This is a genomic window from Mycolicibacterium neoaurum, from assembly GCF_036946495.1.
GTDB lineage: Bacteria > Actinomycetota > Actinomycetes > Mycobacteriales > Mycobacteriaceae > Mycobacterium > Mycobacterium neoaurum_B.
Window position 1 is genome coordinate 537,287 of record NZ_JAQIIX010000001.1, and the last position, 20,201, is coordinate 557,487.

Genomic DNA, 20,201 nt, shown 5'->3' on the forward strand with positions numbered 1-20,201 from the left:
CGTGATGGGGCAAGGTGTGCTCCGTGAGTCCGGTCGACGATGCACGGTTCGCACTGTCGGTGGTCCCCCGGTACGCGGAGGTCGACCAGCAGTCAGTGGTGTTCCACGCCCACTACCTGACCTGGTTCGACGAAGCCTGGACCGCGTATCTGGACCATCGGTCGCTGCGCTATCCCGACCTGATCGCCGCCGGTGTCGACTTCCAGGTGGTGCGCAGCGAGATCGACTACCGCGCGCCCGTGCGCTGGCGCGACACCGTCCGGGTGGTCGTGGCCTGCGAGTCGGTGGGCACCACCAGTTTCACCGTCAGCTTCGACGTGCTGCGCACCGATGGCGACGGCATCGAACGGACGGCGGTGCGCGGCCGCAACGTCTACGTGACGGTATCCACCGACGATTGGGCGAAGCGGCCGGTGCCCGACGAACTGCGTCGCATCTTCGTGGCCCCCGACCCTGCCTGACCCGTCCGACTGCGCGCTTCACCGCCGATTCCGACGCGCGCCGTCGCCCACGATCCTATGCTGAGGTCCATGTCGATCGCGGTCCGTCGCAACGGAACACCCCCGCGTACCGTCGACCGGGCGCAGGTGGATCTGGGGTCATGGCGATTCTGGCGCGGCGACGACGATTTCCGCGACGGCGCGTTCGCCACCCTCCGTCATTGCGACCCCATCTCGTTCCATGAGCCGGTCACCGCCGAGGGCGTCGATGCCGGGGCCGGTCACTGGGCACTGACCCGCTACGACGACGTGCACTATGCCAGCAGGCATCCCGAGATCTTCAGTTCGAGTCCCAACATCACCATCGGCGACCAAACTCCGGAGCTGGCCGAGTACTTCGGCTCCATGATCGCCATGGATGATCCGCGGCACGGTCGGCTACGCAACATCGTCCGCAGCGCCTTCACCCCGCGGGTCCTGGCCAGGGTGGAGGAATCGGTTCGCGAGCGTGCCCGCGACCTCGTTTCCGCGATGGTCGCCGACCACCCCGACGGCCGCGCGGATCTGGTCTCGGCACTGGCAGGTCCGCTACCGCTGCAGGTGATCTGCGACATGATGGGTATCGCCGGGGAAGATCATGACCGGATATTCCATTGGACCAATGTCATTCTTGGCTTCGGCGATCCGGATCTCACCGCCGACTTCGACGAATTCGCCAGGGTGGCCATCGATATCGGCGCCTACGCCGCCGCGTTGGCCGAAGACCGCCGCACTCACCCGCGCGATGACCTGACCACCGCCCTCGTCTCCGCCGAACTCGACGGTGAACGGCTGACATCGGCCGAGGTGGCCTCCTTCTTCATCCTCCTCGTGGTGGCCGGTAACGAAACCACGCGCAACGCCATCAGCCACGGTGTCGTCGCGCTGAGCAGGCATCCCGAGCAGCGCGACCTGTGGTGGTCTGACTACGACCGGATCGCACCGACCGCCGTCGAGGAAATCGTGCGGTGGTCGTCGCCGGTGGCCTACATGCGGCGCACCCTGACCCGCGATATCGAGCTCGGTCGTGTCGCCATGACCGCAGGTGACAAGGTCACCATGTGGTACGGCTCGGCCAATCGCGATGAGACCCGGTTCCCCGACCCGTGGCGATTCGATGTGCTGCGCTCCCCCAACCCTCATCTCGGGTTCGGCGGTGGCGGCGCCCATTTTTGTCTGGGCGCGAACCTGGCCCGCCGTGAGATCACGGTGACGTTCGAGGAGTTACACCGCCAGGTCCCCGATCTGCTGGCCGACGCCGAACCGGACCGCCTTCTCTCGCCGTTCATCCACGGGATCAAGCGGCTGCCGGTGCGCTGGACGCCCGGCGCGGCCCGCGACATCGGCTGATCAGGATGTGGTCAGATAGCGGCGGCGTTCCCAGTCGGTGACCTGTCCCGAGTAGGCAACCCACTCGGAGCGTGCGATCGTGGCGAAGTCGGCGACCGAGTCCCGCCCGAGGATCTCGGCGATGGTGTCATCCTGGGTGGTCAGCGCCACCGCCACCGCTAGCGAGTCCGGCAACGGGGTGCCCGAACCGTACAGATTGCCGGCCAGCGCGGGTTCGGGGCGTCGCCCGGCCTCGATACCGGCAATGACGGCTGCCAGTGCCGAGGCGACCAACCAGTAGGGGTTGGCATCCGAACCACCTGTGCGCAGTTCGATACGGGTCGCCCGCGGGTCCGGATCCAGAAGCGAACGCACAGCGGCACTTCGGTTGTCGCGGCTCCAGGTGACCGTCGCAGGTGCGAACGAGTCCGGCACGAATCGTCGGTAGGCGTTGACCGAATGGGCACCGAATAGCGTGATCGAAGGCAGGTGTTCCAGTAGACCGGCGATGGCGAACTGGGCGAGGTCGTTCTCGACGCCGGCCACCTCGGCGAAAGCCGGTTCGTCGTCTCGCCAGAGCGAGATGTGCAGGTGCGCAGAGCTTCCGGAGTGTTCGGTGAAGGGTTTGGCCATGAAGCTGGCGATTTTGCCGTGCCTGCGTGCCACCTCCTTGGCGGCATACTTCAGTCGTGCGCTGTCGTCGGCGGCTGCCAGCGCATCGGTGTAGACCAGGTTCGCCTCGACCTGTCCCGGCCCGTATTCGCTCTGGATTCCCTCCAGCCGGGTGAACGCCCCGAGAGTGTCGTAGAGGTCGGACAACACCGGATCCAGCGCGTTGGCGTTCTCCAGCGAGTAGGCGTGGATATCGTCCTGTAGGGCGGTGCCGTCCGGATTGAGCAGATAGAACTCCAGCTCGACGCCTACCTTGGCGGTGTAGCCCAGTGCCCCAAGGCGATCGAGCACCCGGCGCAACACTGCCCGTGGATCCAACAGAGACGGTGTGCGGTCGTGGGTGAGGATATCGGAGACGACATGCCCGACGCCCGGCCGCCACGGCAGCTCGCGCAAGGTCGACAGATCGGGCACGGCGAACACATCGGGATAGCCGCCTGTCCAGTTGGTCAGCCGCAGGCCGTCGACGACGGTGCCGTCGGCGTTCCAGCCCAGCGAGGCCTCGCAGAACGCGAATCCGCAGCCGTGCGCCCGGTCCAGGAACTGGGCAGCCGGGATACGTTTGCCTTGAGCATGTCCCAGCGGATCGCTCCAGGCCACCTCGATCTCGGTCAGTGAACCGTCGGCAAGTCGGTCGGACAGTGCAGGTGCGGGGGTGCCGGTGGTGTCGGCGGCGCTGGTCATGAGTGCACCTCCGGGGTCGCCTCGGTGGTACCCGCCGCTCGCCGGGCAATGACCGCCCCGATGACGAAGGACACGATCAGCAGGCCGATGATGCCCCACCCCAACGCATTCGAGGTGGCCAGGCCCTCCAGATTGGTGAGGATCAACGCCAGGGTGACACCGAGTCCGACGAGTCCCAATGCCGGCGCGATGCGTACCCGCCATTGTGAGTAGCCGCGGCGGTCGCGTGCGAAGAACACCAGTACCGCAACGCTGGTCGCGATCAGCAGCACCACGAATCCCACCGTGGTGGTGGCCGCGAACCACGTGTAGAACTGCGTCACCGGATCCAAGCCGAACAGGACGGCGGCAGCGATACCGACCGCGACGACGCCGGAGATCCACAGCGACGCCCTGTGCGGCGAACCATGCGCCGAGTGCGCGACCCCGAGAGTATCGGGCAGCACCCGGTGCTGGGACAGCGCGAACACATAGCGCGATGCCACGTTGTGGAAGGCCAGGATGCAGGCGAACAGACTGGTGAAGTACAGCACGGTGATGATGTCGTTGCCTGCGGTGCGGATATAGGTCTGGGCGACGTCGGCGAGGAAGGTGCCACCGGAATCGGTGGCCTGGGTGACGGCGCGATCATCACCCCATGCCGAGATCAGCGCCCAGCTGCTGACGGCGTAGAAGGCACCGATGAGGATCAGCGCGGCGTAGGTGGCGCGCGGAATGGTGCGCTGCGGGTCCTTGGCTTCGTCGCGGAAGACCGCGGTGGCCTCGAAGCCGATGTAACTGAGCATCGCGAACAGTAGTCCGATACCGAGCGAGCCGGAGAACACGGTGGCGGGGTTGACCGCGCCGGTCGATAGCCCGTCATCCCCTCCGCCGCGCAGCACGATCACCAGGTCGAGGATGCCGATGACCGCGATCTCGGCGGTCAGCAACACGCCAAGCACTCGACTGGACAACTCGATGTTGCGGTAACCCAGATAGGTCGTCACCGCGAATGCGACCGCCGCGACGGCCCACCAGGGGATCTCGGCCCCGCCGAACAAGGTGATGACACCGACACCGGCGGGCCCCAACAGGCCGTACACGCCGGCCTCCAGGGCCACGTAGCTGACCAGCGCGACGAAGCCGAACCCGATACCGATCGAGAAGCCCAATGAGTGACGGATATAGGAGAAGAAGGCTCCGGCGTCATCGACGAACGGGGTCAGCGCCGTGAAGCCCACCGCGAACAGCAGCAGGATCACCGTCGAGACGAGGAACGTCGCGGGGAATCCCGCACCATTACCGTTGGCGATGCCCAGCGGGAAGACACCACCGACCACCCCGAGGGGCGCGGCGGCGGCTACCACCATGAAGACGATGGAGGCCACCCCGAGGTTGCCCCGCAACCTCCGGTCGGGGTTTTTGGCCGGGTTGCTCAGTTGCCCGGCGACAGCGGTGATCTCGGACATGGTGCACCATTCCTTCTCGGCCCTGCGATGACTGTTGGCCAGAACCTAGGCCGCTGTCGAACACACGAGAACCTCTGCGGTCAGCGTGCGCCGAAGTCCGTAACATGGCGGCACATTCGCCGCGGCTGCCGCCTTGCAGGCTGTGTGGTCTTCAGTACGCTGGCCACCATGTCGACCAGTTCGGTGCGATCGGTCAGCACGAAAGGGCTTCGGCCACTGCGGGTCGGTGCGTCGCCGGTCCCGCACGCAGAGATCTTGGAGAGTGTCCGCACCACGCTGGCCCAGTCCCAGATCGATCTGCAGGTGATCGTGTTCGATAGTTTCGACGAGCCCAACGACTGGCTTGCCGCAGGCCGACTGCACGCCAACTACTTTCAGTACCTGCCCTTCCTGGAGCAGTTCAACAGGGCCGCCGGCACCGCGCTGGCCCCGGTGGTCGCGGTCCACATCGAGCCATTCGGGTTGTACTCCAGCCGGGTGACCAGCCTGGCGACGATTCCCGATTATGCCGAAGTGGCGTTACCTGCCGACGCGGTGAATGCCGACCGATCACTGATGATGCTCGACCGGCTCGGCCTGCTGGATTGTCGGCCCGATGCGGGGCAGCTGGCCACCACCACCGACGTGCGGGCCAACCCGCGCCGGCTGGTGTTCAAGGAGCTCACCAGTTGGACGATGGCCTCGGCTCTCGACGATTTCGACGCGGTGTTCCTCTTCGGTAACCAGGCGATGGAACGCAACGTGCACACCGACACCGCCCTACATTGCGATCGCGGCAATCCCGTCTACGCCGAGTATCTGGTGACCGAGCCTGCGGGACAACTGAACCCGGATATCGCGACGCTGGCAGCGGCGCTCACCGGGCCGCAGACCAAGATGTTCATCGAGACGACATATTCGGGTCAGGTCATCCCCGCGTTCTGAATTGCGCTCACGGCGCTCCAAACCCTGCCGGGCTCCCGAGTTCTGGGGCACCATGAAGCGATGTACCAATCGGGCGCGGGTACGTCATCGCGGGCACCACGCCCCGTACAGGTCGTTCTCGTTCTCGACGTGCCGCCCGGATTCACCGAACTTCCTTTGCGCACAGCACAGTTGGCCGACGAGTACGGCAGAGTGATCACCCGCTCGATACCCGGGGTACGCGCCCGACCGGCCGTCATCACCTGCGCAGACGGTGCAGGAGGGTCAGTCCGAAGGACCGACGGTCTGCGGATCGAACCTTCACAGAGGTCGGTGAGCATCGACGGCGTCGGCGTGCAGCTGAGTTACCGAGAGCTCGAACTGCTCCTGTATCTGGCCGAACACCCGCGCCGCACGGTCACCCGTGTGGAATTGATGCGTGAGCTGTGGGACGACCGGCCCGGGGCCGGCCGCACCGTCGACACCCATGTTCGCCGACTCCGGGTCAAACTCGGCCGGTATGCCGATGTCATCACCACCATCCGCGGCAGCGGCTACCGATTCGATATCGGCGCCGGTGTGCACCATCTGCGCGGCGGTACTACAGGATGACCGTGGTCGGGCCGACCGTACTGCAATAGGTCACCGGCGGGCTGCCCGCGTTCGCGCACACCCGGCCGCTCACGATGTATCCGGCACCAGGGGTGTACGGGCTGAACCTGACCTCGGCGGTTCCGGGGCCCTCGGACTGCACGCACAGCGGGGCCACCGGACTGTCGACCTGCTGTAGGCAGGCCACCTGCAGCTGCGGAACCGCGCGGTTACATGCTCCGGGACTCACCGCTGCGACGACGGCACGCACTCCGGCGTCCTGCACCACCGCGGGCGGCTGCAGGGTGACCGCGCACCCTTGTTCGGGGGCGGCGGCCGCAGATCCGGCGCCCAGCAGTGCCGCCACACACACCACCGGTACCGCCAGTACAAGCCGTCTCATGCCCAGATCGTAGGACACGGGGCGGGCCTGCCGTCACGTTTGGTCACCGCCGTGTCAACACCTCCAGCATGCCTGCCGCAGACCGGGGCCAGGTGAACTGTTCGGCCCGGCGACGGGCGCTGCGCCGGCGTATCGTCTCGGGTTTGCTGATCACCGAGGCGACGGCATGGGCGATGGCCCCCGGGTCGTTGTCCGCGGCCGCGCCGCTGTCGGCGCTGAGGATCTCGGCCAGCGCCGACGTGCGTGAGACCACCGCCGGTGTGCCACAGGCCAGCGCCTCAAGAGCCGCCAGGCCGAAGGTTTCATGCGGACCCGGCGCCAACGCGACATCGGCCGAGGCGAGGATGGCGGCCACGGTGTCGCGCTCACCGATATACCCGGTGAAGTCGACCGGCAGCCCGGCGGCCTGACGCTCCAGCCGCGATCGCAGCGGGCCTTCCCCGACGACGACGAGCCGGGCGTCCACACCCGAGTCGCGGAGGGCGGCAACGGTGTCGATGCTGCGGTGCGCGTGCTTTTCCACCGAGAGCCTGCCGCAATGCACCAGCAGGGTCTGCTCCGGGCGTGCCCAACGGCCGCGCAGTTGTGGGCAGCGGTACCGCGGATGGAACTGGTCGAGATCCACACCCAGTGGCACGGTCGCCACGTTTGTCGCCCCGATCCTTTCGAATTCTGCGCGGGCGAAGCCCGTCGTACAGACCACCGCGTCATAGTTGCGGGCGGTACGTCGGTTGGCCGCGTCGGCGATCTCGCGGGCCGCCCGGCGCGGCAGGATCTGTCCGAGCAGCCGATCGAGGCGTTCATGCGAGATCATGACGGTGGCCACGCCGTTGCGCCTGCCCCAGGGGCCGAGCGAACGAAGCGTCAGACGGTCCGAGACCTCCAGCGCGTCGGGTTGCAGATCCTCGAGCAGCGCGGTCACCGGGCCGGGCAGCACGGCGCGGTAGCCGCCGGTGAACGGTATTCGGCGCGCCGGCAGGGACATCCGGATGACACCGGAGGGGAGCTCCTGCCGACCGGCATCCGCGCCCGGCACCACCAGCACGACATCATGCCCGGCCGCGCTGTACTCGGCACCGAGCCGATCGACGGCGGTGCGCAGTCCACCTGAGCGTGGACCGTAGAAGTTCGCGACCTGGACAACCCTCATGGAGATTGAGTAGCCGCGATCCGTGTTGGGTCGGCCACGCACCGTCGACACCGACATGAACTGCCGGTGAATGCACCGGCGGCTCAGCCCACGTGTGTCGACAGCCAGGTCAGCGTGCGTTGCCAGGCGTCCTCGGCGGCCCTGGGGTCGTACCGGTCACCGGTGTCGTTGAAGAACGCGTGGTTGGCACCCTGCTCGGTGACCAGCTCGTGTACCAGCCCAGCGCGGTCCAGCGCCGCGGCGGCGACCGGTTCGGTGGCATTCACCCGCTGGTCGAGCTCACCGTAGAAGCCGAGCACGGCAACACTTTTCGATCCGGAAAAGTCAGGATCATCCGGCGTCGGGCCGTAGAACGGAAAGGCGGCCGACAGCTCGGGCGCACCGGCAGCCAGCAGGCGCCACACCAGTCCGCCGCCCATACAGAACCCGATGGCCGCCACCGGCTTGCCCGGAGTCCGCGCCTGCACCTCGGCGATCCCGGACCGCAGGTCGGCCACCATCTGTTCGGGCGGACGGTTGCCCAGCGCGGCGGTGGCCTCGGCCGGATCGGCGAAGGCGGCGGTACCACCCTCGGCCGACAGCAGATCGATGGCCAGGCTTGAGTAGCCGGCCCCGGCCAGTCGGCCGGCCACTGAGCGCACCCAGTCGTTGAGCCCCTTATTCTCGTGGATGACCAGCGTCGCACCACGCGGACCGGCCGCCTCGGCCCATGCGCCCCGCAACTCCCCGGCCGGTCCCTGCCAGCTGACCGGGACCGTCGGACGGACCTTGTCCATCCCCGGCGGCGTGGATCGGGCCGTTTCTGTGCTGGAGGCAGTGACGTCCTGCCTGGCGTCCCCGCAGGCGGCGATGAGCGCGGTGGCGGCGGCGGTGCCGACACCGAGCAGGGCGAGTCGGCGCAAGGCCTCCCGTCGCGACAACAGACCGTCGACGTGATCGGTGGCGATCTCTTCGGCGATATAGCGCTGCAGTGGCGTCATGGTGTCGAGTATGCGCGTCCGCAGTAGACACCTTTGGAAATCTGTGCACGATTTTCGTTGACACCCGTCAGCGGCACTGTTCTGATGACGGGGTGACCTACGACACAATCATCCGTGGCGGCCGGTGGTTCGACGGCACGGGCGCACCGTCCGCCGTCCGCAATATCGGTATCCGCGGCGGACACGTGGTAGCCATCAGCGCGGACGAACTCGATGACACCGACTGCCCACAGCTGCTCGACGCCACGGACAAATGGGTGATCCCCGGGATGATCGATATCCACACCCACTACGACGTTGAGGTGCTGGCCCGGCCGTCGCTCACCGAGTCGCTGCGCCACGGAGTGACCACGGTGATGCTGGGCTCGTGCTCACTGTCCACCGTGCACATCGGCGGTGCCGACGCCGGCGACCTGTTCGGAAGGGTGGAGGCGATCCCGCGCGAATATGTCATCGACACCGTCGACGACCACAAGACCTGGACCGACGCCGAGGGTTACGTACAGGCGCTGGAATCGCTGCCACTGGGGCCCAACCTCGCGGCCTTCATCGGGCATTCGGACATGCGCACCGCGGTGATGGGCCTGGACCGAGCCACGCGCGCCGATCAACGGCCGACCCGGGCCGAGCAGGCCGAGATGGAACGCATGCTGGCCGAGGCCCTGGACGCCGGATTCGTGGGAATGTCCTCGCAGCAACTACTTTTCGACAAGATCGACGGTGATACCTGCCGTTCGCGCACCTTGCCGTCCACCTATGCCAAACCGCGCGAGCTGCGCAGGTTGAAGTCGCTGCTACGGCGCACGGGTCGGGCCCTGCAATCCGGGCCCGATATCCAGAACCCACTGAACCTGCTCTCCCAGATGGCCCAGTCGCTCGGGTTCGTGCGCAACCCCCTCAAGACCAGCCTGCTCTCGGCCGCCGATATCAAGGCGAACCCCTATGCGATCAAGATCATGGGTCCGTCCTCGCGACTGATCAACGCACTGGGCGGCAACTTCCGCTGGCAGCATCTCCCGGTGCCGTTCGAGGTATACGCCGACGGTATCGACCTGGTGGTGTTCGAGGAGTTCGGTTCTGGCGCAGCGGCACTGCACCTGCGCGACGAAGTGGAACGCAATGCGCTGCTAGCCGACGAGGGTTATCGGCGGCAGTTCCGCAAGGATTATGAAAGCAAGTACGGTGTGCGCGTCTGGCACCGCGATTTCTTCGACGCCGAAATCGTCGAGTGCCCCGACGCAGGTGCGATCGGCAAATCGTTCGGACAGGTGGGCCTCGACCGCGGCCTACACCCGGTCGATGCGTTCCTCGACCTGGTTCTCGAGCACGGCCGCGGATTACGCTGGCGGACAACCATTTCCAATCATCGGCCGGAGGTGCTCAAACAGCTGGCCCGCGAACCCGGTATTCAGCTCGGGTTCTCCGATGCCGGGGCACACCTGCGCAACATGGCGTTCTACAACATGGGCCTGCGCCTTTTGCGCCACGTGCGCGATGCGCAGAACAGCGGGCGGGAGTTCATGACCATCGAGCGGGCGGTGCACCGGTTGACCGGCGAGCTCGCCGACTGGTATCGCCTGGACGCCGGCCACCTGCGCATCGGCGATCGGGCCGATGTCGTGATCATCGATCCCGAGCGCCTGGACGCCGGCCTGGACGATTACGCCGAGGAGCGCGTCGACTGTTATGGAGGGTTGTCGCGGATGGTGAATCGTAACGACGACACCGTCGCGGCCGTGCTGGTGGGCGGGCACGCGGTCTTCATCGACGGGCACGCCACCGAATCGGTGGGTCGGGATCGCACCGGCCGGTTCCTGCGGGCCGCGCATCGATCCCCCGCCCGTGGCGCCGAGGAGAGCGTGTTGGCCGATGCCGTCTGACATCGTCGGCGCGGCCCGATGTGCCGAATCGGCCACGGTGCTGGGCATGTGGCGCGCACTGTCACGCCGCGACTGGGCAGAGGTCGCCACCTTCCTGGCTCCGGACTGCATCTATGCCGATATGCCGGTCGGGCCGGCCGCGGCCGCCCGTGGTCCGCAGGACATCGTCAAGCGCCTCAAGATCGGGCTGGAACCGTTGGCCGCTTACGAGAATCACGACGGCCTGCTCGTCGCCGATGGACCGCATGTCATATACGAGCATTCCGAGACCTGGACGTGGCCGACCGGTGAGCGAGCGGTGCTGCCGTTCGTCACCGTCCACCGCGTCCTCGACGACCGGATCACCCTCTGGAAGGACTACTGGGACATGGGTGGTCTGACCAATCATGCGCCCGCGAACTGGCTCTCGGATTTCGCCACCGCCGACATGTCATGGGTGTACGACGCAACCGGTCAGCTGTGAGGGGTTGCGCTCGTCCGTAGACTCATACACATGACTGAATTGGCGTTGCCGCCCGGACCGCCGTTGCCGCCGGGACTGCAGGCAGCACTGCTGATGAAATTCTGGCCCCGGATGATCGCGGGCTGTCGGCGTCGGTACGGAAACGTGTTCACCCTCCGCATCGCCTCGATGGGGACGGTGGTCTACCTGGCCGACCCCGCCGATATCAAAACGGTGTTCAGCGGTGACCCGGCGGTGTACCACGCCGGCGAAGCGAACTCCATGTTGACCGGATTGCTCGGTGCCAGCTCGGTTTTGGTGATCGACGAGGATGAACACCGGCAACGACGCAGGATGATGCTGGCACCGTTCGGCCGCGAGGCGGTCGCCAGACAGACCGATCTGATCGCGCGGGTGGCCGCCGACAACATCGAAGACTGGCCCCTGCGCCGACGCTTCGCGGTGGCGCCCAAGATGGCCGAGATCACCCTGGAGGTGATCCTTCGGACGGTGATCGGTGCCACTGACCCCGACCGGTTGGCCGCACTGCGGCGCGTCATGCCCAAGCTGCTCAGTGTCGGCACCTGGGAGTCGCTGGCGATCAGCACCCCTGGCCTGCAACGACTGGCGCCATGGCGGCCGTTCGCCGAGCGACTGCGCGCCGCCGACGAGCTGTTGTACGCCGAAATCGCCGACCGGCGCGCCGATCCGGCGCTGGAATCCCGGACCGATGCGCTGGCGCTGATGATCCGCACCGGCCAGATGTCCGATGAACAGCTGCGTGACCAGCTGATGACGCTGTTGGTCGCCGGACACGACACCACCGCGACCGCGCTGTCCTGGGCTCTGGAGAGGCTGACCCGGCACCCCGATCTGCTGGCCAAGGCCACCGCGGCGGCCCGCGGCGGTGATGACGTCTATCTGGATGCCGTCTGCAAGGAGATCCTGCGGATCCGCCCGGTGGTCTTCGACGTCGGACGGGTTCTCACCGAGTCGGTCGAGATCGGCGGGTACCGACTTCCGGCCGGTGTGATGGTCGCGCCCGGAATAGGTTTGGTACACGCTGATGCCCATCGCTATCCCGATCCCGAACAGTTCGATCCCGACCGGATGCTCGACGCCCAGCTGGGTCCGACGACCTGGCTGCCGTTCGGCGGCGGCAACCGGCGCTGCCTCGGTGCAAACTTCGCACTGGTGGAGATGGCGATCGTGCTGCGGGAGGTCTTGCGACGCGTCGACCTGGACACCGCGACGGCGCCGGGCGAACGGCGACGCGTCAAGAGCGTGATCCTGATGCCGCACCGCGGGGCGAGAATTCGCGTTCGTGCGCGGCACGCCGCGGCGACGCCACCGGGGTGCCCTCATGTGGCGGCCTCAGCGCAGTAGCGCGGCACCGGTCACGACGAGCGCCACGACTTTGACCAGTTCCAACCCGACATAGACGTAGTGCGCTCGCGACCGAGCGGGCTCGCCACATCCCGGCGGCGCGGCGAGCACCGCATCGGACCGGCGGCTCAGTCGTGGCCGGACGGCCAGTAGCTGGATCGCCAACATCGTTGCCGCGACAGCGAATCCGATCAGGGCGGGCCCGTGTGCCGAGGCGAGCACCAACGCCGTGCCGATGAGTGCGGCGAGTACCGCCTCGACGGCGTTCAGCGCGCGGAACACGAGCCTGCCGATACCCAGGCCGATCCGCAGGGTGACGTCGGGAGCCCGGAACTTCAGCGGCGCCTCCAAGAAGGAGATCGCCAACACCATCCCCAGCCAGACGAAGGTGAGCGCGGTCGCCGCGGCGGGAGCGGTCAAAGGGTGATCTTGCAGGACTGGCCGATGTCGAGGGTGCGCAGCATCCGACCCATCCCGAGCCACATCGCGCAGGACAGCGCCAGATCGGTCAGCAGTTCATCGCTGAACTGCTCACGGCAGCGGGTCCAGAAGTCTTCGTCATCACGCAGACCGGTGTGATCGTTGGCAAAACGCTCGGCGAACTCCGCGGCGACCCGCTCCTGGTCGCTGTACCCCGGCCAGGTCTGCCACACCGCCGCGTGATCGTAGAGGTCTTCGTCGACGCCGGCCGACGCGCCGTCGGAATCGCGCGTGTTCTGGCACACCACGCACTCGTTGTTGAGCGCGATCACCATGCGCGCCAACTCCCGCACCCGCATGGGCAGCCGGTTCTTGTTGTAGACGGCGTGGGTGTAGCCCGCCATCGCCATCCCGATATCCGGCGATTTGGTGATCCAGGCGGCGGCATCGTCATCAGCGAATTCTCCGATACGGCTCATATGCGCCACCGTACGCCGCCGAGGACTGAAGTGGAACGTGTTCTAGTTCTTTCGTGCGCCGGCGCTCGCCAGCTCCTCTCGATCCTCGACCCACTGCGGCTGCACCATCATGCGGCGCGCGATTCGCTCCAAAGCCGCCTCCACCTGGAGTCGATCGGGTCGAGCGGCGAAGCTCACGCTCGAACCGTGCCCCGTCGCTGCGCTCGCCCCGTGCCTATCCCCCATCGCTGCGCTCGCCCCGTGCAGGCGGTCTATCAACTTGCTCACCAGCGCATCGATGACCACCTGCACTTGGTCGGCACCGGCTTGGGTCAACCACAGTTGATCACCTGTACGCAACGCGTAACCGGTGTCCACGCAGCGCTGGAACGATGGTTCCAGCACCTCGACGGGGACGCGTCGCAGATCGGCGATATCGGCCAAGGTTGCCGACCCGTAGACCTGGTTGTGCCGGTATATCTGCACGACGGACCACAGCCTGGCGATATCGAGTTCGCACCTCGGATGCTCGGTGAGCCTGCGCAGGCGGATATCCGGCGAGTCCCGGAAGATACGCGCCACCGCCATCTCCAGTATCTCGTCAGAGGTCTCCGGCGTCGGCATGCCGAATCCTTCGCCGAGATCGGATGCCGAGACCGTCTCCATCTCACGCAGCGGAACCTCTTTGAGGAACAACGAAACGATGAATCCCGCGAAGGCAACCGGGGCCGCGCACAGGAAGACCATGCCGAGGGCATCGGCGTAGGCGTCGATGATCGGGGCGGCCATCTCCGGCGGCAGCGCACGCAGTGCCTGTGGTGATTCTGCGGCGATCGGAGGCGCCCCGCTCACCGCCACCGCCTGCCCGATCCGGCTCGACAAAAAGTTCGCGAACAACGATCCGAAAATTGCCGCACCGAAGGAACTTCCGATGGTCCTGAAGAACGTGACACCCGATGTCGCCACCCCGAGATCGGCAAAGTCGGCGGTGTTCTGCACCACGAGGACCAGTACCTGCATGCACAATCCGATGCCGGCGCCGAGGATGAACAGATACAACGACTGCATCCAGAACGCGGTGTGCGCATCCATGGTGGACAACAATGCGAAACCCACGGTCATGACGGCCGTTCCGGTGACCGGAAAGATCTTGTACCGTCCGGTGCGGCCGACGATCGAGCCGCTGCTGATCGAGGTGATCAGCATGCCGACCACCATCGGCAGGGTGCGCAGCCCCGATACGGTCGCCGATACGCCGTCGACGAATTGCATGAACGTCGGCAGAAACGTCATCGCACCCAGCATCGCGAAACCGACGATGAACCCCAGCACGCAGCAGACCGTGAACACCCGTCCCGCGAAAAGCCGGATCGGCAGAATCGGTTCGGGTGCATGGAGTTCCACCCGTACGAAGATCCCCAACGCGACCACCGACCCGGCGAACAGACCGATGATCACCGGCGATGTCCAGGCGTACTCACCGCCGCCCCAGCTGGTGGCCAATGTCAGACCGGAGGCGCCGAGACCGACCAGCGCGATACCGGCAAAGTCGATCACAGGGCGCGAGGTACGAGCCAGTGCCGGGATGGCGACCGCAGCGACCAGGAACACCACCACTGCAACCGGCACATTGATCCAGAAGGCCCAGCGCCACGACAGGTGATCGGTGAAAAAGCCGCCGAGCAGGGGCCCGATGACCGTGGTGACGCCGAACACCGCACCAAGCGCGCCCTGGTAGCGACCGCGGTCGCGGAGCGGAATGACCTCGCCGATGACGGCGGTGGCGGTCACCATCAACGCGCCGCCGCCGATGCCCTGCAGGGCGCGTGCACCCACGAGCATCGTCATCGAATTGGCCAGGCCGCACAGAACCGAGCCGAGCAGGAAGAACGCCACGGCGACCTGGAACACAGACTTCCGGCTGAACAGGTCGCCCAGCTTTCCCACGATCGCCGTCGCGATGGTCGACGCAAGCAGGTAGCTGGTCACCACCCAGGACTGATGCCCCGCTCCCCCGAGATCGGATACCACCGTCGGCAGCGCGGTGGCCACGATGGTCTGGTCGAGCGCCGCCAGCAACATGCCCAACAACACCGCGACAAAGACGATGTTGCGGCGCTGGGGGCTGATCTGTGCGTCGGCGGCACTCGACCCCGTAGCAGTGGCCGTCACGATTCCCCGGTCCTCCCCGACCCAGCGAAATATTAGCCTTACTATCTAATATACCGCGGTCGGTGAGCCGGACGACCGCACGCCCTAGGCGGTACCCACACCCGGCGGGCGCGACACACACTGCGCGGAGTACAGCTCCTCGCCCAGCTTGTCCATCAACTCGAGCTGGGTCTCCAGGTAGTCGATGTGGTTTTCCTCGTCGGCCAGGATGGTCTCCAGGATGCCCGCTGACGTCGCGTCACCCTTCTCGCGACACATCATGACGCCGGGGCGAAGACGCTCGACCACCTCGTACTCGATGGCCAGATCCGACTGGAACTGTTCGCGCAGCGTCTGCCCGACCCGCAGCGAGAACAGGCGCTGATAGTTGGGCAATCCGTCCAGAAGCAGAATGCGGTCGGTGATCGTTTCTGCGTGGCGCATTTCTTCGAAGGATTCCTCGCGGGTGTGACGCGCCAATTCGGTGAATCCCCAATTGTCCTGCATCTTGGAATGCAGGAAATATTGATTGATCGCCGTGAGTTCGCTCGTCAGCTGCTCGTTGAGCAGTTTCAGAACATCCGGATCGCCTTGCATATCGCTCCTAAGCACCTTGAGGGCTGTCAAGTGTCGCCAAAGCCGTGCGCACCTGAATCTAGTCCAGCGGGAAGGCCACAGCGAGGGTGTCGACGGCGGTTTGTCGGAGAGATTTCCGCCGCTACGGCGTGCCGTAGGCAAGGCAAACCCAAGTATCCGGACACCTTATGGACTGGCTACCCTTACTTAGGTTACGATGGCCTAACTTGCAGCCCAGGCCGGCGACAGCGTCGCGGGACACCCGAAAACGAAGGGGGAATCATGACGCAACGCGCGAATTCCTCACCGCATTCGGCTATCGCCCGGCGCAATTCAGACCATTTGTTCGCAGCAGCGGCGTCACGGCACCCGATTTCCGATTTCGCACGTGATTCGTTGTCGATGAATTGGCCGTATTCGAAAGGTCAGCGCGCACTGCAATTATCCGAGAACGCGCTCGGCAACATGAGCACGGCGGCCTGATCCGATGTTCGTCTGCCTGTGCACCGGCGCCACCACCCAGGCGGTGCATGACGCCGTGGCTGCGGGCGCAACGACGTCTCGACAGGTCGCCGACGCCTGCGGGGCAGGCTCGGACTGCGGCAGGTGTCGCCGGACGGTGCGGGCGATCCTGGCCGCAGCCCGCACCACCGAGTGCCCGGTGCACGCCGCAGGTTGACCTGTCAGCCGCGTCCGGCGTTGAACGACGCCAGCGCGTCGACGTTGGCGGCCTGACCGAGCAGCTCGGCGAACAGTGCGTTCTCGCGCTCGGACGCCGCGGCAATCGCCGGACGGATGGCTTCCATCATGGTCTGCTTGACCGCCATCAGGCTGTTGAGCGGCCGGGATGCCAACAGCTCGGCATGATAACGCGCCTCGGACATCAGCTCGGAAGGCTCACAGACCTTGAACACCAGTCCCATCCGCAGCGCCTCGTCGGCATCGATCCACTCCGAGGACAGCAACAGCCAGGCGGCATTCTGCCGCCCGATCAATCTGGGCATCAGATAGGACGAGGCCGCCTCCGGCGGCACCCCCAGACTGGTGAACGGGCACTTCAGCCGCGCGGTGTTCGACATGAAGGCCAGATCGGCATAGCCCAAAATGGTTGCGCCGATTCCCAATCCGAGGCCGTTGACGGCGAGAATCAGAGGTTTGGGGAATGCCGTGAGCGCTTCGATCAGCCCGCGGAAGCCATGTTTACCGGGCGTGTACGCGGGGTCGGTGACCAGCTTCTGCATCTCGACCAGATCGTTGCCCGCGCTGAAGGCCCGGCCGGCGCCGGTCATCAGGACCACCGAGACCTCGGGGTCTTCTGCCGCGGCCAGCAGAGCCTCGGTCGTCGCGTCGTACAGCGCCTCGCTGAACGCGTTGAGCGCCTCCGGTCGATTGAGGGTCAGGGTCCGCACCCGGTTGTCATCCGAGATCAAAAGTGTCACGCGTGCAGCGTAAGCCCCCGGGCCGCACAGACGTACCGGCTGGTGGGCACCGTGTCGATATCGCGGTCCGCGCCGAACCTCGCGACGCTGGCCGCCATTCGCCCCATCCGGTCGGCGAGATCGCTCTGATCTGCGGCTCCGAAGAAGGCGAGCAGGTCCGATACCGCCCCGATCGGGAACAGCTCCTCGACGATGGCGTCGATCACCGGCGCATCGGCGGTGAGGGCGCGGACCACGGTGTTCTGGGTGTAACCGAAGGTGGCTTGCGTTTCGATCGCCACCGGCGTGTGGTCGATATGCCAGCGCACCAGCCATGTCGCGACATCCAGATCCGCGGGACGGCGCAGCAGCGCCACATTGGCCAGACCGGGCGTGCGCGCGCCGGCGGGCACCTCGGGGGCGGGTAGCGGCACCGACTCGGTCACCAGGTAGGCAGCCAGCAGGTCGCATTCTCGGGAAAGCCGCTGCAGCGCCGCCGCGACCGCGCTCCCGTAGTACTGCTGGGTCCAGATGCTCACCACCGCGACGACCGGCGGGTCGAGAGTGGTCAGCGTCATCATCGACGCACGCACGTCATCGTCGCGGACGTTGATCGTCAGCCCGGCCAGACCCAACCCGGAAAGGTCGGCCGCCACCTCGGTCCGCAGCCGCAGGCACCACTGCTCGTCGGCGGCCGGTCGGCGCAACGTGATCATCACCTTTTCCACGATCAGAACGTAGCAACCGCAGCCGGTTTCGATGATGACAACGGCGCGCGGGAAGTGACGATCACCGGTGTTACTACTGCGACCGGGGTGACAATGGCGTGATGACGACGAGCCGCCGGCTGCGCCTGACGCTGTACGACTCCGGTGCGGTGACCCGCAGCCTGGTGGGTGTCATCGCGATCACGGTGCCCGCGATATTGCTCGGGTTCCCGGCCCAGCTATCGGCGGTGGCGAGTGCGGCGATGGCCGGGCTGGTTGCCGGCGCCAGCGCGTTACAGGACAGCCCCCGCAGCCGGTTCCCGATCGTGCTCCTCGTCTCGGTCGAGATGGCTGTCGCGGTCCTCCTGGGCGCGCTGGCCGGCGCTGATGATCTGGCGCTGCTGATCACGCTCGCGTTGTGGTGTGTGGTGGCGGGCCTGCATTGGGCACTTAGCGCCAACGCCGGTCTGGTCGCCGCAGCAGGCGCGGCGCTGTTGCTGACGGCCGAGCCGCCGGCGACGGTATCGGCGGCGGTGAGTGCGTCCGCACTCGCGTTGGCCGCCGGACTGACCCAGGCCGTGCTCATCGCGCTGTGGCCGCAGCGCCGGTGGCGCGACCAACGCACCGCCCTCACCCGGGCCTATCTGTCGCTGGCCACCTATGCCCAGGGCGTGCTCACCGATCCGGGCGCCGAATCGGACAACGAACCGCTGCTGCGACTGCGGGAGGCCTTCACCGTCAGCGAGGCGATGGCCAAACGCCGGCCGCCGATCTACCGCGGCTGGTACGGCCTGCCCGAACGCGTCTTGGAGTCCCTGACCGGTCTGCGCGGACACACAGATGACGAGGCCGTCGCACGGCTGCTGCGCGCAGCTGCCGATCTGCTGACCGTCATCGCCCACGCCAGGCGCCGCTCTCGGCAAGACCTCGCTCACGCTCTCGGACAACTTGAGGGCTCGGCGCAGGCCGTCGAGGGTGCGGCGCACGACACCGCCGTCCGGTTGGCGAGCCAGCTGCGGGAGGCGGTCGAATTGCGCTACGGACAGTTCGAACCCGAACAGGTCGCGCACCTGCGCCGGGCCGGCCTGCCGCACGCCCTCGCCGCCGCCGTCCACCTGATGCGCGAACAGACCGATCGTTACTCGCCGATCCTGCGGCACACGATCCGGCTGACCGCGGCCACCGTCATCGGCGTGGCGGTGTGGCGCTTCGCCGGCGTGCCGCACGGGGCATGGATAGCACTCACCGTCTTGATGGTTTTGCGACCGGAGACCGCACACACCTACACCCGCTGCGTATGGCGAATAGTCGGCACCTCCGCCGGGGTGGCGCTCGGGGCCATCATCGTCGCGGTGGTGGGACCGTCCCCGATTGCATCGGTGATCCTTGCGGTGCTGCTGATCGCATCGGCGTACGCCAGCGCCGAGATCAGCTATCTGGCGGTGAACACGGCGATCGCCGCGGCGCTCGTCCTGCTGCTCAACACCGGTGGCACCGGTGATGCCGCCGCCATTGCCGACCGCCTGCTGGCGGTGCTGATCGGCGGCGCGCTGGCGGTGACGGTGCACGTCGCCCTGCCGGACAACGCATTGGTGCGATTACGACAGCGCGCAGGCGAGCTGCTCAAGACCGAGATCGATTATGCGGCAACGGTCGTGCGGGCGTTCGTGCACGACTTGGATCATCCCAAGGAATCACTTGAGTCGGCGTGGGCACGGGCGGTCAGTGCGCGCACCGCGTTCGAGGCGACCGCCGGGGCGACGGGAACCGACTGGCAGCAGCTGCGCCGATGGATGCGTTCCTACCGGGCGGCGTTGAACGCGGTCACCACCTCATGCGCCACGCTGGAGGCCAACCTGCCTGCACATCCGCCGGCCGACCTGGACCGGGAGTTCGTCGCGGCCGTCGACGAATACGTCAAGGCGCTGTCGGGTGATCCCGCCACCCCCGCCGCACCGTGGCGCGTCGATACCGACGCGCTGCTCGCCGCCAATGCCGGCGTGCGGACGGCGGCGGCATTGCTGACCGACGCCGACGGCGCCGAGCGGGTACTCGTTGCCGAGATCGCCACCATCACCGCGGTGGTCACCGAGGTCGCTGCCAGCGATATCCAGGTGGGTTGAG

General features: G+C 66.6%; 21 protein-coding genes. 10 read left to right on the top strand and 11 right to left on the bottom strand.

Features of this window, described 5'->3' with window-relative positions; all coding sequences use genetic code 11:
- The first annotated feature begins 23 nt into the window (after positions 1-23).
- Positions 24-461 carry an acyl-CoA thioesterase gene (locus PGN27_RS02440; protein WP_335324661.1) on the top strand — a complete coding sequence of 146 codons (438 nt, stop codon included), beginning with the start codon at positions 24-26 and terminating at the stop codon, positions 459-461.
- Positions 462-530: 69 nt separating this feature from the next.
- Positions 531-1,829, top strand: coding sequence for a cytochrome P450 (locus tag PGN27_RS02445; protein ID WP_335324662.1), 1,299 nt, complete (start codon positions 531-533; stop codon positions 1,827-1,829).
- Here the strand turns inward: PGN27_RS02445 and PGN27_RS02450 are convergent, their stop codons facing one another.
- Positions 1,830-3,164 carry a glutamine synthetase family protein gene (locus PGN27_RS02450; RefSeq protein ID WP_335324663.1) on the bottom strand — a complete coding sequence of 445 codons (1,335 nt, stop codon included), beginning with the start codon at positions 3,162-3,164 and terminating at the stop codon, positions 1,830-1,832.
- Positions 3,161-4,612 carry an APC family permease gene (locus PGN27_RS02455; RefSeq protein ID WP_335324664.1) on the bottom strand — a complete coding sequence of 484 codons (1,452 nt, stop codon included), beginning with the start codon at positions 4,610-4,612 and terminating at the stop codon, positions 3,161-3,163. Before PGN27_RS02455 ends, PGN27_RS02450 begins: the two co-directional genes overlap by 4 nt.
- 168 nt (positions 4,613-4,780) lie before the next feature.
- Between PGN27_RS02455 and PGN27_RS02460 the strand changes: the two genes are divergently transcribed.
- Together PGN27_RS02460 and PGN27_RS02465 are read left to right on the top strand one after the other, a co-directional pair.
- Positions 4,781-5,536 (top strand): MetQ/NlpA family ABC transporter substrate-binding protein, encoded by a 756-nt coding sequence (locus PGN27_RS02460; RefSeq protein ID WP_335324665.1) that lies wholly within the window; start codon positions 4,781-4,783, stop codon positions 5,534-5,536.
- A gap of 312 nt (positions 5,537-5,848) precedes the next feature.
- The gene (locus tag PGN27_RS02465; protein ID WP_335324666.1) at positions 5,849-6,127 is read left to right on the top strand and encodes a winged helix-turn-helix domain-containing protein; all 279 of its coding nucleotides are present in this window, start codon (positions 5,849-5,851) and stop codon (positions 6,125-6,127) included.
- Here the strand turns inward: PGN27_RS02465 and PGN27_RS02470 are convergent.
- From PGN27_RS02470 to PGN27_RS02480, 3 genes are all read right to left on the bottom strand, one after another.
- A complete protein-coding gene (locus PGN27_RS02470; RefSeq protein WP_335324667.1) occupies positions 6,117-6,509 on the bottom strand; it encodes a hypothetical protein in 393 nt (130 codons plus the stop codon). The genes PGN27_RS02465 and PGN27_RS02470 overlap by 11 nt on opposite strands.
- Before the next feature lie 43 nt (positions 6,510-6,552).
- Complete coding sequence (locus PGN27_RS02475) at positions 6,553-7,659, bottom strand: glycosyltransferase (RefSeq protein ID WP_335324668.1); 1,107 nt, start codon at positions 7,657-7,659, stop codon at positions 6,553-6,555.
- A gap of 83 nt (positions 7,660-7,742) precedes the next feature.
- Positions 7,743-8,639: a dienelactone hydrolase family protein gene (locus PGN27_RS02480; protein ID WP_335324669.1), complete on the bottom strand. Its 897-nt coding sequence runs from the start codon at positions 8,637-8,639 to the stop codon at positions 7,743-7,745.
- A 92-nt stretch (positions 8,640-8,731) separates the two neighbouring features.
- Here PGN27_RS02480 and PGN27_RS02485 point away from each other — a divergent pair, with 92 nt between their 5' ends.
- Genes PGN27_RS02485 through PGN27_RS02495 form a run of 3 tightly spaced genes read left to right on the top strand, consistent with a single transcriptional unit; the run spans position 8,732 to position 12,347 of the window.
- A complete protein-coding gene (locus tag PGN27_RS02485) occupies positions 8,732-10,519 on the top strand; it encodes an N-acyl-D-amino-acid deacylase family protein (RefSeq protein ID WP_335324670.1) in 1,788 nt (595 codons plus the stop codon).
- Positions 10,509-10,982, top strand: a complete 474-nt coding sequence (locus tag PGN27_RS02490; protein WP_335324671.1) for a nuclear transport factor 2 family protein — start codon at positions 10,509-10,511, stop codon at positions 10,980-10,982. Before PGN27_RS02485 ends, PGN27_RS02490 begins: the two co-directional genes overlap by 11 nt.
- 30 nt (positions 10,983-11,012) lie before the next feature.
- The gene (locus PGN27_RS02495) at positions 11,013-12,347 is read left to right on the top strand and encodes a cytochrome P450 (RefSeq protein WP_335324672.1); all 1,335 of its coding nucleotides are present in this window, start codon (positions 11,013-11,015) and stop codon (positions 12,345-12,347) included.
- Here PGN27_RS02495 and PGN27_RS02500 read toward each other — a convergent pair.
- The 4 genes from PGN27_RS02500 to bfr form a co-directional block, all read right to left on the bottom strand.
- Positions 12,336-12,719: a hypothetical protein gene (locus PGN27_RS02500; protein ID WP_335325201.1), complete on the bottom strand. Its 384-nt coding sequence runs from the start codon at positions 12,717-12,719 to the stop codon at positions 12,336-12,338. The genes PGN27_RS02495 and PGN27_RS02500 overlap by 12 nt on opposite strands.
- Before the next feature lie 44 nt (positions 12,720-12,763).
- Complete coding sequence (locus PGN27_RS02505) at positions 12,764-13,246, bottom strand: carboxymuconolactone decarboxylase family protein (protein WP_335324673.1); 483 nt, start codon at positions 13,244-13,246, stop codon at positions 12,764-12,766.
- 42 nt (positions 13,247-13,288) lie between these two features.
- The gene (locus PGN27_RS02510) at positions 13,289-15,397 is read right to left on the bottom strand and encodes an MDR family MFS transporter (protein ID WP_335324674.1); all 2,109 of its coding nucleotides are present in this window, start codon (positions 15,395-15,397) and stop codon (positions 13,289-13,291) included.
- An 84-nt stretch (positions 15,398-15,481) separates the two neighbouring features.
- On the bottom strand, positions 15,482-15,973 hold the full coding sequence (bfr, locus tag PGN27_RS02515) for a bacterioferritin (RefSeq protein WP_019510040.1): 492 nt from the start codon (positions 15,971-15,973) through the stop codon (positions 15,482-15,484).
- A 261-nt stretch (positions 15,974-16,234) separates the two neighbouring features.
- On the opposite strand from bfr, the gene PGN27_RS02520 reads away from it, so the two are divergent.
- Both PGN27_RS02520 and PGN27_RS02525 read left to right on the top strand, forming a co-directional pair.
- Positions 16,235-16,435: a hypothetical protein gene (locus PGN27_RS02520; protein ID WP_335324675.1), complete on the top strand. Its 201-nt coding sequence runs from the start codon at positions 16,235-16,237 to the stop codon at positions 16,433-16,435.
- Positions 16,436-16,439: 4 nt separating this feature from the next.
- Entirely contained in the window at positions 16,440-16,631 is a 192-nt protein-coding gene (locus PGN27_RS02525) for a (2Fe-2S)-binding protein (protein ID WP_335324676.1), read from the top strand.
- A 4-nt stretch (positions 16,632-16,635) separates the two neighbouring features.
- Here PGN27_RS02525 and PGN27_RS02530 read toward each other — a convergent pair whose 3' ends face one another.
- Both PGN27_RS02530 and PGN27_RS02535 read right to left on the bottom strand, forming a co-directional pair.
- Positions 16,636-17,391: an enoyl-CoA hydratase/isomerase family protein gene (locus PGN27_RS02530; RefSeq protein ID WP_335324677.1), complete on the bottom strand. Its 756-nt coding sequence runs from the start codon at positions 17,389-17,391 to the stop codon at positions 16,636-16,638.
- A complete protein-coding gene (locus PGN27_RS02535) occupies positions 17,388-18,098 on the bottom strand; it encodes a hypothetical protein (RefSeq protein WP_335324678.1) in 711 nt (236 codons plus the stop codon). Before PGN27_RS02535 ends, PGN27_RS02530 begins: the two co-directional genes overlap by 4 nt.
- 101 nt (positions 18,099-18,199) lie before the next feature.
- Here PGN27_RS02535 and PGN27_RS02540 point away from each other — a divergent pair, with 101 nt between their 5' ends.
- A complete protein-coding gene (locus PGN27_RS02540) occupies positions 18,200-20,200 on the top strand; it encodes an FUSC family protein (protein WP_335324679.1) in 2,001 nt (666 codons plus the stop codon).
- Position 20,201: the final 1 nt, after the last annotated feature.